At 39.6% G+C, this 12,897-nt stretch carries 11 protein-coding genes and 2 tRNA genes; 3 read left to right on the top strand and 10 right to left on the bottom strand.

The window, feature by feature from the left end; all coding sequences use genetic code 11:
• Positions 1–94: 94 nt before the first annotated feature.
• The 3 genes from T356_RS0102040 to T356_RS0102030 all read right to left on the bottom strand — a co-directional run bounded on the left by T356_RS0102040 (position 95) and on the right by T356_RS0102030 (position 5,023).
• The gene (locus tag T356_RS0102040) at positions 95–1,783 is read right to left on the bottom strand and encodes an extracellular solute-binding protein (protein ID WP_026513060.1); all 1,689 of its coding nucleotides are present in this window, start codon (positions 1,781–1,783) and stop codon (positions 95–97) included.
• An 89-nt stretch (positions 1,784–1,872) separates the two neighbouring features.
• Positions 1,873–3,453, bottom strand: a complete 1,581-nt coding sequence (locus tag T356_RS0102035) for a response regulator transcription factor (protein WP_026513059.1) — start codon at positions 3,451–3,453, stop codon at positions 1,873–1,875.
• A gap of 1 nt (position 3,454) precedes the next feature.
• Positions 3,455–5,023 (bottom strand): sensor histidine kinase, encoded by a 1,569-nt coding sequence (locus T356_RS0102030; protein WP_051563087.1) that lies wholly within the window; start codon positions 5,021–5,023, stop codon positions 3,455–3,457.
• Between the two features lie 108 nt (positions 5,024–5,131).
• Here T356_RS0102030 and T356_RS0102025 point away from each other — a divergent pair, with 108 nt between their 5' ends.
• The 3 genes from T356_RS0102025 (at position 5,132) to T356_RS0102015 (ending at position 5,763) form a co-directional block, all read left to right on the top strand.
• Entirely contained in the window at positions 5,132–5,467 is a 336-nt protein-coding gene (locus T356_RS0102025) for a hypothetical protein (RefSeq protein ID WP_026513057.1), read from the top strand.
• Between the two features lie 73 nt (positions 5,468–5,540).
• A tRNA-Leu gene (locus T356_RS0102020) sits at positions 5,541–5,623 on the top strand.
• Between the two features lie 55 nt (positions 5,624–5,678).
• A tRNA-Leu gene (locus T356_RS0102015) sits at positions 5,679–5,763 on the top strand.
• Between the two features lie 464 nt (positions 5,764–6,227).
• On the opposite strand, the gene T356_RS0102010 is transcribed toward T356_RS0102015, so the two are convergent.
• The 7 genes from T356_RS0102010 to T356_RS0101980 form a co-directional block, all read right to left on the bottom strand.
• Positions 6,228–6,545, bottom strand: coding sequence for a hypothetical protein (locus T356_RS0102010; protein WP_026513056.1), 318 nt, complete (start codon positions 6,543–6,545; stop codon positions 6,228–6,230).
• Positions 6,546–6,683: 138 nt separating this feature from the next.
• Positions 6,684–7,469, bottom strand: a complete 786-nt coding sequence (locus T356_RS0102005) for an arginase family protein (protein ID WP_026513055.1) — start codon at positions 7,467–7,469, stop codon at positions 6,684–6,686.
• Between the two features lie 21 nt (positions 7,470–7,490).
• Positions 7,491–8,270, bottom strand: coding sequence for an adaptor protein MecA (locus T356_RS0102000; protein ID WP_026513054.1), 780 nt, complete (start codon positions 8,268–8,270; stop codon positions 7,491–7,493).
• Positions 8,271–8,446: 176 nt separating this feature from the next.
• Positions 8,447–9,097, bottom strand: coding sequence for a sortase (locus tag T356_RS20060; RefSeq protein WP_051563086.1), 651 nt, complete (start codon positions 9,095–9,097; stop codon positions 8,447–8,449).
• A 69-nt stretch (positions 9,098–9,166) separates the two neighbouring features.
• A complete protein-coding gene (locus T356_RS0101990; RefSeq protein ID WP_026513053.1) occupies positions 9,167–10,261 on the bottom strand; it encodes a Cna B-type domain-containing protein in 1,095 nt (364 codons plus the stop codon).
• 23 nt (positions 10,262–10,284) lie between these two features.
• Positions 10,285–11,154, bottom strand: a complete 870-nt coding sequence (locus tag T356_RS0101985; protein ID WP_035780198.1) for a class C sortase — start codon at positions 11,152–11,154, stop codon at positions 10,285–10,287.
• A 164-nt stretch (positions 11,155–11,318) separates the two neighbouring features.
• A complete protein-coding gene (locus T356_RS0101980) occupies positions 11,319–12,788 on the bottom strand; it encodes a SpaH/EbpB family LPXTG-anchored major pilin (protein WP_026513051.1) in 1,470 nt (489 codons plus the stop codon).
• Between the last annotated feature and the right edge of the window lie 109 nt (positions 12,789–12,897).

Here is a 12,897-nt window from a genome sequence, read left to right as displayed (position 1 = left end):
TCCTCGTTTTCTTCTATTTCCCTATAAAATCGTATAAGTATAGCGGGCATTCTTTTGGAATACCAAGAAAGCCCGCTATATATTTTCCTTCTACTTAGTTGTTATACTTAGCTGCTTCTGCAACTCTTCTCTCCAACTCAGTCTGCATCTCAGCGATGAAGTCTTCAGGCTTGCACTTCTTATATGCTTCCATATATTCTGCCCATCCTGCATCGAAATCATCTGCCATAACTACCTTAGGAAGGTACTGGTGCTTACATTCATCCATAAGATTGCAAGCTGTACCACCGGGTGTTGCTGTAGTCATAGTCTGTGAGAATGTATACATAGGATACCAAGGTCCGGGTGCAGGTGTTGTTCCAAGCATCTCAACGTAAGTCTTAACACCATATGCCTTGAAGCAGTTCTTAAGGTTATCTGAAAGTCCATCATAGAACTCTGTCTCCTGCTGCTCAGGCTTCATAGCGTTCTTGCCGTCTCTGCTTGTTCCTTCCCACTGAGGGAAATATGAATACTCGCACTTGTGAGAAGCCTTGTATGCTGTATCAGCATCCTTGTCTCTCATATCCTGTGTCTTTGAGTACATTCCGTCATCGCCAACCTGGTAATCAACATCCTTAACGCCCCAGAATCTGAGATCCATCATTTCCTGGCTAAGAAGGTCGTTTACGAACTGAAGTGCACCTTCAACGTCCTTACAGCTTGTTGTAACAGCAAGTCCTGAACTTGTGTGTACAATTCCGCCTGAGTTGTGCCACTGGTTGTGCATACCTTCTTCGATTGTGATCGGAAGGGGTACATACTGGCAGCCCTTTGCATCAAGGCCTGCAGCCTTAAGAGCATCACCTGCTGTGTATGCGAAATCCCACCACTGGTCGATCATACCAAGTACACGTCCTGTTGAAAGCTTTGCAATGTACTCATCGTATGTCTGTGTGAATGACTCGGGATCAACAATGCCCTTCTTGTACTCTTCATTGAGTTTCTTGAAGTATTTAACAGCTGTATCTGTTGTGTTGTAATCAACGATCTTCATGTTATCTGTATCAACGATAACTGAACCGTCGTTCGGATATCCGTCAAGGAACTGAGGTGCATTCTCAAGACAGAAGTATCTCCAGTCCTCACAAAGAATTGTGTAAGGAATGTTTGCTGTTCCGTCTTCCATTGTCGGATTTTCTGCATAATATTTTTCAATAAGATCGAAGTACTGATCCATTGTATGAATCTGAGGATAACCTGCCCACTCAAGTACTCTTGTCTGGATCCAGAAAGCCTCGTCGTTATGTGCGCAGACTCTCTCTTCACCATAGATGTTAGAGAACTGAGGGATCCAATAGATGTGACCATCACTCTGACGAAGTGAATCCCACTCCTGATCCGTGAAGAATTCTTTGATGTTAGGATATTTATCAATGTAATCATCAAGTGCAACAAGTGCGCCCGCCTCATACATCTGTACGGAGCCGTCTCCTGCATCTACAAAGTCAGGATACTCGCCGCCCGCAATAAGAGTACCGATTGCCTCTTCTGCTGTCTGACCGGTAAGCCAAGTTTCTTTTACTTTTACTCCTGTTTTCTCGGCAATGATCTGCTGGATCTCATTGTCGTCATTGATCTCAGCGTGAGGAACAGAGAAAAATGCTGTAAATTCTTTTACCCCACCGTCTGAACCGGAGTTTCCTGCTGATGTTTGATCTGATTTTCCACCCGATGCACACCCTGACAGTGCCGCAACAATCATGCAGGATGCCATGAGCATGCTAACAACTTTCTTCTTCATAAAAGAAATCCTCCTTATTTTTATATAAACATTTTATTAAAATTTTATATTTAAAACATGGGAGGAAATATATATAAAAGTAGGACAAATTATTGTTCTTGTTTTCTATACTTTGCCGGGGTACATCCCTTAGCTTCAATGAACTTGTTTACGAAGTAATCAACGTCTTTGTAGCCCACTTTTTCTGCGATCGTGTAGATCTTATCATCGGTCTTTTTAAGAAGAAGAGCCGCTTCATCGAGTCTTTGCCTGTTGAGATAATCCTTAAACGAGCATCCATACTTTTTCCTGAAAAGCTGTCCCAGGTATGCGCTGTTTACATAATACTTTTCGCTAAGTCCCTTCAAAGTAAGATTGCTGGAATAATTATTTTTTATCTCCTCCTCAACATTGGCCAGAACGCCCTTTGAAACATTTTTCTGAAGCTGCCCCAGATAATCGCCGTACTCGCATGCCATCCTGTAAAGATGTGCCTTTGAACCTCTTCGAATTCCCTGTTCGTAAACATTCTCCGATATATTTCTGAGAATTTCTTCCTGATCAACTTCGCTGTCCTGCTCACCTGTAATATGAATAAGCTGAAAAAAGAGATAGTTTATATTGAGATTATATGCTTTCCCTGTAATTCCGGATTTTTTCATCTCATCATGGAACTCATCAACCTTCTGCTTTATCTTAACCTTCTCATTAAGTTCAATAGCGGAAATAAGCTCATCAAGTTTATTCTTGCAGAGCTGGATTCCTTTATCTTTTATCTGATACTCTTCCTCATAGAAATAGATATCTTTTTTCTCTCTAAAACCTTGTAACGAGTGAAGAATATTGACACTGGTATAGGATGTTGAGATGGATTCAAGCCCTCTGACAACTCTTCCCACAAGCATAACTATCGGAAGTCCGCTCACTCTCTTGAGATATTTTATCATTTCCTTCAAAAACACTTCGTCGCTCTGATCTATATCTTTTCCGATATTACTTATGTAAAGAAAACCTATATCATAAATATTCTCATCGCCAAAACCGTATCTCATAAGCAGATAATTATCATTCCCAAGATACTCCGATGCAATCTCATAAAGCCTGTCGAGGCGATTGTTCTTTTCATCATCCATTACCTCAAGCTCATCTATTTCAGGCGCAAATTCTATCCCCACATAGCACATATCCTCATCCGCATCTATCTTGCCGCTAAGATAATCAATATCCTCTTCACTGTGCTTTCCGCGAAGAACTCTCTTAAGGCTCTGCTCAAAATATGCTTTCTCAAATCTTTTATTGCGCTTTGTCTCTATTTCCTGGTCTTCCTTGCTGGCTATGACCTTTTCAACGACCGCTATCAGGCTGTCTTTTTCAACCGGTTTTAGTATATAGGCCGAACATCTATGCTTTAATGCCTCCTGGGCATAGGAAAATTCGGCAAATCCGCTCAGTATTACAAATGATACATCATTACCATCTTCTCTTATTCTTTTAAGCAGCTCAATGCCGTCCATGACAGGCATTTTGATATCTGCGATCACAAGATCAAATCCCTGCCCGGATATCATGTCATAAGCAGTCTTACCATCCTGTGCTGTATAAACTTCAAATCCGTAATCTTCCCAATCAATAAGAACATTAAGCCCCTGTAAAATAAACGGCTCATCATCTACAAGTAATACTTTTAACACTCTATACTCCCTTCTTTAAACATTCTTCCGGAACAGTTATTGTTATTATCGTTCCGATTCCTTCTTCGGAATCAATCTTGAACAACACCTTATCGTCAGTAACCATCTTCAGACGAATACACGCATTTACAACGCCTACCCGCCCTTTCTTCTCAAGCATCGAGATATTTGCTTCGCGCATTGAAGTAAGAAGCTTCTCCGTTTCTTCCTCCTTCATTCCGTTTCCGGTATCTTCTATCTCTATGACCATATTATTATCTTTTTCATGGACCCTCAAAAAAATCCAGCCGTTTGAGGTTTTACTCTCAATTCCATGAATACAGGCATTCTCTACAAACGTAACAAGTGTCAGCTTCGGCACAAGAAATTTTTTGCACGAAGGTTCGATATCAAGCGAATAAGAAAGCCTGTCACCAAATCTGTACTTCTGAAGTTCCAGATAGTTATTTACAAAATCAACTTCATTTTCAATCGTTGTATTGTCTTCTTGCCACTCCGTATACTGCCTCTGGAGCTTTGCAAGTCTTTCTATCATGTAGGCGGATTCCGACTCTTTTTTTATAATGCAGTGCATCCTTATGCTCTCAAGCGCATTAAAAAGAAAATGCGGATTAATCTGACTGTGAAGCGCAAGAAGCTCGGCATGTTGTCTTGTCATTATCATTGTCTGCTCTCTAAGAGTATAACCGTATGCGATCTTATTGATTCGAAGCAGCAAAAGAACCGGAAAAATAACATTAAATCCTGCCAAAACAAGCAAATAAATCCCCCAACTTCCCCACCAGTCATATATCTCCGACTGAGTGTCAACAACATAGATCTTAAGAAGCTGGTTATATATCTGCATATCCTCCGTATATCCGATATTTTCAAGTTCCGATACATAGCTGTACGGTTTAGCTACACTCATTCCTTTACCGTTTGTCAAAAGAATCTTGTCATTATCGCAAAGGTATGCATCAAGATCATAATTCATATTCATGAGAGCACGGCTGAATTTGCCGTAATCGATATCTATAAGAAGAACATTTTCGGAGCCGTAGTCATAGAAATCCAGCACCTTAAAATAGAAAATTTTTCTCGTATTCGAGTCCAGTCCGACCTGTTTGGTATTGTAATCAAAAAAAAGTCCCGATTTGAGTCCTTTTTCCTTCATAAACTTATACCATGGCTCATCATAAGCTTTTACAAGCCTCTGAAACTGCGATCCGCTGATCATTGTCTTGTTGTCACTGTAAATTTTATAAGATACATCATATTGAGCTGCCATAACATCAATAAGCGTGTCATCAAAGAACTCCTTGTATCTGGTGTAGTATTCAAGCGCCGATTCAAAATCTTCATTGATAAAATCATAGATATACTTACTTGTATATATGCTGTTAGCAACCTTCACGGCGCTTTCAAATTCAGCAGAGCAGGCATATTTTATCGCGCTGGCAACATTCTCCATCTCGTGATACCTTTTGGTCTGTTCAGAGCGCAAAATCCCCCCTACAACAACTGCATCCAAGATCGCAAGCGGGATTATTGTAAATACCAGATACAAAATTATCAGCTTCTTCTTCATAATTGCTATTTTATCATATCTATCGAATATTATTGTATATTAAATCTTTTTTGCTATAATGTTGTATGAAATTTTAGTTAACTATATTCAGGAGAGAAAAGAAAAAAGATGGAAAAGAGATTCAGAGATTTTTTGAGACATTTGGACAAACTCGATTGGGATGTCCTTTCAGATGAAGAGATCCGAGATGAACGCGAGGGGATTCAGCTACACATAAATGTTATGCATCAGGAAATGATGAAGCACATTATAATATTGGCATCCCTTTTAATTTCCGCAAGTGTACTTCTTGGAGCAAGCTTTATCAGCCAGTCGCAGCTTTGCCTTGTATTCGCCATATTATCCGGTGCCAGCGCAGGTTATCTCGCAAAAGGATACTTTAAAAATCGCGACACAATGAATCGTCTTTATGTATTTGCAGATAAGATAACACAGATTTATTGATTTACTTTTATTTAAGCCCTTTAAAACCTCTTGACAGAGCGTCAAAAAGTGGGTATTATTAACTACGTTGTTTGCAGGAGTGGCGGAATGGCAGACGCGCATGGTTCAGGTCCATGTGTTGGCAACAACATGAGGGTTCAAGTCCCTTCTCCTGCATTGGATTTAATCCAATGCAATGAGTAAGTTTATAGCTCATAAAGGGCGTATATATGCGGAAGTGTCGGAATTGGCAGACGAGCAAGACTAAGGATCTTGTGACTGTTTATGTCGTGTGGGTTCAAGTCCCATCTTCCGCACGAACAAAAAGGAATCGGTTCGATGAACCGGTTCCTTTTTTTGTTCGTACGGAAGGGGACTCTCACCCAGCAGCTTCGCTGCGCGGGTTCTGGGATTCACACTAGACTCGCTTGTGAACAAGCTCGTCAAGTGTTCACCCATGGCTCGCACTAAGCTAACTTAAGGAAGTTCTGCTCTCGCTTTGCTCGCCAGAACACGCGACTACTAAACTCGGAAATACCTCGTTAAGTAGTCACAGCCGCTAAGTGCTCTGCTCAAAGTCCCATTGGCTACGCGGATGGGAAAGATATTATTTCAAAATTCCAATCTAATATATTAAACATATAAGAAATATTAAGGGAGATAAAAACTAAGACTGCAGTTTATACAAATGCCAACGATTTAAAAAAAGCTTCTGGCAGTGAAACCAAAATAAAACCGCTATCTCAATTATATAGATAGCGGTTAACTCTACAGTGCTAAATCAAGCCTTTTCTTTAGCTTCAATTTTCAAATAAGCAATCATAAGGCCTATAACAAGAACTACGACTCCTAAAATCATTACTAAGAAAAGTGGAGAGTTTTGTTTTAAAAATAAGAATGGTATGCCTATAACTTCAAGTATTATTGCAAAAACAAGCCAAAGGACTGATACTGCCTTGTTATATTTTTTTATATCTTTAACTACCGGCGGCTTTACAAAAGTAAAAAATCCCACCGGCTCTTCAGCTCTGTAAGTAGAAATGGCAATCGCAACAAAAGTTAGTGCTACAATGCTCCAGATAGCGAATCCAATGATCATCCCGGCTTCTCCTTTTTCTCTATATGATTAATAGGTCCCTCTACATGAATAATACTACTTTGTAAGAATTAATTCCAAGTTTTTTGACTTATATTTTTCATACTTACATTGTCCAAAAAGAGCATTCTGATTGCCTCTTCATAAATCTATAATTTCCTTTATGATCTTAAGGTTGAGTTCGTCATTTACCGAAGCCTCTTTTGTAATATCTATGCCCTCTTGATCGGGGGCACATTCGCCGCAGATATCGACTCCGATGACTTCTCTACTGTTAAATAACTCTTTTATGAACTTAAGGAGCTCATCCTTGGTCATTTCGCCCTGGTCCCAGTTTGTTACAAGTTCTTCTCTCCTTATAACATCCTTATCAATAGATAAGAATACAGGACACTGAGTTTCAGGAAGGCTCTCTCTCACATCTGAAACATCGTAGAATTTAACGAGTTTTGCATCATCTATATCAAGCTTATCTATGAATTCTCTGTCAGCGCCAATTACATGAACGTCTCTGACATTTGGGTTATTTTCAATAACCTTTATAACCCATCCGCCGCATGACAATATGTCGCCAAACATAGGTGGCTGCATATCGGGATGGTGATCGAGAACAACCAAGGAAAAAGGTTCTTTTATCATATCGGTGATTATCGCAGACATATAGTGATAATTTCCCGAATCGATAAAGTGGATTCCTTTGGCAAAGTATTCCTCGCAGTCATTATCACCGGCAGGTTTTGCCATTTCCAAGGCATTTGCTCTGATTTTTTCCCTTATCTGCGCGATTGCATCATCATCGCACATACAATTCGTACCGGGGATATTCCTGCAATTTATAATACAAAAACGAGAGCTTTTATCTTCATGATAAAAGCTCTCTTCATTATATATTCCTGAAAAATCAAATACTGTAATATGATCGTTCATGTCTTAAATATGCATTCCTCATCAAGCCAAATCTGTAAGATGTACTATCGCATCGCTCTTTATCAAGCTCTCTCCATGCTCTCTAACATACATCGTTTCCCTTGCGTTAACAACAAGCATGTTTGAATATTCAACTCCAGCTCTTCTGAGATCGTAGATAACACTTTCATCCCTGGACAGAAGTCCCAATATCATATAGTAGCCTTCTTCAAGTTTATACAAAGAAGAATCTACGATTGGAAGCTTCTGGACTACTTTTGAGAAACGTTTTGCTTCATCAAAAGTATCAAATTCAACCATGTACTCGGCATAATCAGAAAGTGGCTGATAGCTTGTTTCGGGAGTATTGGGTGTTTCCTCCGGAAGAGTATAAAGCTTGTCTCTGCCGTAAATTCTGTTTATTGCCTCACTGACATTGGTTATAACCTCATTCAGTGCAACTCCCTTTTCTCTGCCGCTCTTTGACTTGATCTCATCAATCTTTTCCTGAGTAAGTATTCTGAGAACAGTCTCAGCTGCTCCTTTTATGCGATCGGATGCTGTCTGTATATCGTCATTGCTCATCTTAACCGCAAAAATTCTGATGCTGCCATCCATCATCATGTTCTTGCTCATCATCATGACTTCAGTTTCCGGATTGTATCCTAACTGCTGTCCTACTTCTTTATTAAGCTTTGCAAAAAAAGATGTGGTATTCTCCTCGCCGTTTATAACCGCTTCGGGAGTAAGTCCGATTTCATGAAGCTCAGATGCTGCAATGCTACATTCTACAGTTGTATCATTCATTTTTACTATGATCACTACGCATCATCTCCTCTCCATGGATTCTTTGTACTGTCATTATATAATGTAACATTAGCACTGTCCACAACAGAGTGCTAAAAACTTTATTAACTCTATAAAATATAAGTTTCTTATTTATTGCTATTTTTTATATCGGATTGATGCGTATATAAATTAGATGTTTTATTTTTGTTTTATTTACGTTTTCTGATATGTTTACTTTCTTCAGCAGCTTTTATTACATCAGGAACTTCTCCGACCTGAGATGCTTCTCCTGTCGCCTCACACCTGATTGTCACTCTGTTTGCGCCGCCGATTGTACACGTAAAGAGGGTAAGATCCCAATCTCCGGATTCCATCTTCTCTGTATCGTATGCTCCGAGAGTCTCCATGTTAGAAACCTGGAAATAGAAGCTTCTTCCGTTCATATCAGTAACAATAACTTTATCGCCTGTCTTTAATTCCTTGAGTTTACCGAAATGCTCAATGTAATTATGTCCGGCAACGATAAGATCGTTATCATATACCGATCCCATATATCTGCAGACGGATACTTTGGCATTATCATTACTCCACTCATTCTGAATAGGAAGTAAAAGTCCGAGACAAGGTATCTCAACAGTACCAATAAAACTTCTACCGTCAACATCAACAATAGGCATGTCTCCTGACAATTCGGGTTCAAGAACTCTTCCCGGCATCTGCTCGATAACACCGCCCAAAAGGTTGTCAGAAGCCGCTCCTGCTTCCGCGTTTTCATCAAAATTATTCTTTACAATAAGTGCTGCGATAAAAATAAGCGCTGCACCCAAAAGCATATAGAGATATCCTGGAATCTTTTTCAATTTATTGCCCCTCACATTTCTTATATAGTATTACCCCATGAGTATATCTCATGGGGTATATATAAGCTATTAAATATTACGGTTCCTTCTAATTCCCTTTACTATAAGTGCCACTCCGGCAATAATAAGGATGGGAAGAGGCCACCACAACTGACCTGTCTGTGGAAGTCTTCTCGCACCCAATACCGCAGGAAGCTCGCTAAGCTTTCTTACAGCACCGAGAACATCAGGGAATTCCTGATTTCCGCCGTCACCGTCATCATGTCCGCCGTTATCTTCATGATGCTCATCATCACTTGGCGGAGGTGTTGTAGGAGGCGTATACGTATTTGTAATTGTATAAATCTCCGATGCAACATCTTCTTTATATGTTTTTGATTCGGAAATTGAAGCTGAATATCCGGAATCTGAAGCTAATACTTCTTCAAATGTCCATGTATTACCGGGCTTCTCTTTCCAAGCATATGTCCAATTATTTGAATCATTCAGTGTAACTGTCTGATATAATTCGTTATTCTTTATAATCTTGACATCAATGGAAGAGGGACGCTTGTCAGTATATCCATCATCATTCCATCTCTTGTGAAGCTCAAGATCTACCATTCTGTCAAACTTCTCACATTTACTTCCTGCTTTCGCATCGTAAACCCAACTGTCATTTTCATCAAGCTGAGGAACAGATATCAAGAAAGGTGTAAATGCATATGTATTCTCTGTCTCATAGAAATTATCTGCACAAACCAGATAAATACCAAGTGGAAGATTATTAAACTTTGCCTGACCACCTATTGAAACAACTTCCTGATCAGGTTTATGCTCACTAACAGCATAAGGCATAACATCATCCAAAATCTGCTTCCATTCCTTCTGAGCAGAAGCTTCATCTGTAATACCGTCCAGATCTTTTATTGATGATCTGTCGATGTAACCCGGATCGAGAGTAAATGAACCTCCCTCCGTAGCACTGGCAATTTTGTAGATGCGTGAATTAACACCATCAAACAACTTGTCTTCGCCAAACTTGTATGTAACAGACAATGAACCGTTCTTGGATGTGTCAATGCTCTCTCTGGCTTGCGCTGCCACAGAAGCATGACCGAAAATCATCACTGCAGTCATGAGTGTAACAACTGTTCGGCTTAATAATTTTCTTACCTTAATCATAAAACAAATACCTCGTAGAGCAATTACTCTTTCTTTGCTCCCTTTACCCTTTTAGGCTTTGACGTCCTAATTAGATATACTACAAAAGCTATTATAAGAATCGGTGCCCCGATGAACGGTGCCACTACCATGTTGTTGTACCTTAAGGCATCTGCCGGTACTATAAGTCTAGTTTCTTCGTTATAATCAACACGCTTTCCCCTAACAAGCATTCTGTGTGTATTAACTCCATAAGGAGTACAGGTAACAAGCGTGACGTATTCTTCATTATCGACTATTGCAAGATCATTGGTCTCCTCCGGAAGAACAATGTTTATCTTATCAATCTGATATGCGAACGTCTGATCTAAAATATGAAGTAAAAACGTATCTCCTACGATCATTTGATCAAGGTCAGAAAAAAGCTTAGAGGACGGAAGTCCTCGATGTCCCGAGAGTACCGCATGTGTACTCTTAGTCCCGGTGGGAAACGATGTTCCCTCCAAATGTCCTATACCAACCTGTAAAACCGATTCCGCGGTTCCGTGATAAATTGGAAGGTTGACCCCTATATTTTCAATTTCAATATATCCGATTATTCCTGTTCCAGATACATTAAGAATGCTATTGTACTCTTCCCTCTCTTCATCTGAAAGTTCAAAATTAAGTGGCTTCTTCGCAAGCTCTTCATTATACGCCCGCGCCTCGCTCCACATCCTTGAATAATCTTCTTCGGAAATGCTGTTAACCATTTCCTCGTAGTTAGAAATTGCTCGGCTCTGATTTCGTGAATTGATATAATTACTTACTGAAGGATATAAAAATATACCTAATCCTGCAATAAAAATCAATCCGAATATTATATTGGGTAATTTTTTCTTTAGGTTATTTTTTTTTGGTTTATCTTTCTTCATCTGAGCAATTCTTATCTTTTCACCTTATCGGTTTATTTCATATCAATCTTTAGAAATCAATACGGATATTTATATTCTTCAGGAGAAGTAACCTTCCCCTGAAGAATAAAATGATCGAACGATTTATCAAGATTCAAAACAATTAAACTTTTTCATACCGGGTATTACTCAGCGTCAGCTTTTCTGCGAACGATGAAATATGCGATTCCGGCTACAACAAGAATTCCACCGATGATGTAGAAGATAGTTGTACCGATACCACCGGTTGAAGGAAGTGTAAGACCTGTACCATCTTCAACAATCGCAACCTGAGCTTTTGCGGTATTTGATGTATTAGAAACTGTTACCTGCTGAGCATGCTTATACTCTGTTCCATTTACAGTTACTGAACTCTCAAGAAGGTTGTATCCCTGAGGAGCCTTTGTCTCAACAAGAACATAGTTCTCTGCGTTAAGACCTTCAACTGTAACAGGTGTCTCTGTAACTGTAACGATAGCCTCTACTGTTCCTTCAGGATCTACCTTGTACTCAGTATCAGAAACCTTTGTAAGCTTAACAACTGAATTATCAAATTCTCTGATTACCTGGAACTCTGCTCCGGGAAGAACTTTCGGGTTCTCGGAAGCATCACCTCTAGCGATCTTCTTGATCTGAAGAGGATATGTCATTGTCTTTGTTGTAACATGTGTTGTCTCTGTTCCGTTACCATAGATGAGGAAAGCTTCGTTGATGTTTTCCTCAGATGCGATAACCGCATCCTTGTTAACTACTGCCTGATATGTAACAGTTGCTGTTGTATCAGACTTAGGTTCACCCTCAAATGTAATCTTGAATCCCTTATTTCCATTCTCGTCAACATAAGCATTGTCAATGCTGAAACCAAGAGAACTGTCTGAGAAAGAAACATTGCTGTCCTGGAGATCAACAAGTGTAAGTCCGGGTGTCAATGTATCAACGATAGCATAGTTCTCACCGCCAACCTTGAGCTTAGCTTCGATAGTGAACTCTACTGTATCACCAATCTGTGCATCGTTTCCTGTTTTATCGCCGTAAACTGTTGACTCATTTGTAGCAGACTTAACCAGCTTACTAATTTCAGGTGCACTGTTCTTCTCTGTGATAGCTGCATCAGGTCTTGTTGTATCAACTGCTACCGCACTACCAAGTGATGAATCCACTACATAATAACCATATTCACTAACTGAAATTGTAGCTACGCCATCTTCTGTAGCTGTTGTTGAACCGTCATTTGCGATTCCGTTAGCCTTTACGTAAGCAAGTACAGCCTTACCAAAAACCTTAACATCATCTTCTGAAGTAAGTCCTGATGTATCAAGGATATCATTGTCACCAACCGTGAAGAATGAACTCATTGGTACACTACTTCCATCATTATCATATGTGTATGAAGGAAGGCCGGAAAACTTTGAAGCAAGCTTGTAAATACCGCCTGAATCCTGAAGATTTCCTTCATCAGCAGGCACAAAGTCAAATACGCGGTAAGCGTCATATGTCTGACCTGCATTGGCATTTCCAATTGTAATTGTTCCGGAAGCCGCATAGGCTGTGATTGCCATTCCAAGTACCATAGCAGATACAAGGAATCCTACTATCAGTTTTTTGATTCTATTCATTTTTTTCTCCTTCTTTGAATCTTGTGTCAGTTTATTTTTTTATAATGTCGTTCAATAATATATCCGATGCAAATGAGCACCTGTTTTAAAGCATTTCTGCTCTAAATCC

The sequence above is a fragment of the Butyrivibrio sp. LB2008 genome, assembly GCF_000621565.1.
Classification (GTDB): domain Bacteria; phylum Bacillota; class Clostridia; order Lachnospirales; family Lachnospiraceae; genus Butyrivibrio.
Note: the sequence above shows the minus strand (reverse complement) of the source record. Positions and strands in the feature narration are given on the sequence as shown.

What these genes read in the sequence shown, in the direction of transcription:
- T356_RS0102040 (WP_026513060.1), bottom strand. Translation starts at nt 1,783, where the DNA reads ATGAAGAAGAAAGTTGTTAGCATGCTCATGGCATCCTGCATGATTGTT.
- T356_RS0102030 (WP_051563087.1), bottom strand. Translation starts at nt 5,023, where the DNA reads ATGAAGAAGAAGCTGATAATTTTGTATCTGGTATTTACAATAATCCCG.
- T356_RS0102025 (WP_026513057.1), top strand. Translation starts at nt 5,132, where the DNA reads ATGGAAAAGAGATTCAGAGATTTTTTGAGACATTTGGACAAACTCGAT.
- T356_RS0102010 (WP_026513056.1), bottom strand. Translation starts at nt 6,545, where the DNA reads ATGATCATTGGATTCGCTATCTGGAGCATTGTAGCACTAACTTTTGTT.
- T356_RS0102005 (WP_026513055.1), bottom strand. Translation starts at nt 7,469, where the DNA reads ATGAACGATCATATTACAGTATTTGATTTTTCAGGAATATATAATGAA.
- T356_RS0101990 (WP_026513053.1), bottom strand. Translation starts at nt 10,261, where the DNA reads ATGATTAAGGTAAGAAAATTATTAAGCCGAACAGTTGTTACACTCATG.
- T356_RS0101985 (WP_035780198.1), bottom strand. Translation starts at nt 11,154, where the DNA reads ATGAAGAAAGATAAACCAAAAAAAAATAACCTAAAGAAAAAATTACCC.
- T356_RS0101980 (WP_026513051.1), bottom strand. Translation starts at nt 12,788, where the DNA reads ATGAATAGAATCAAAAAACTGATAGTAGGATTCCTTGTATCTGCTATG.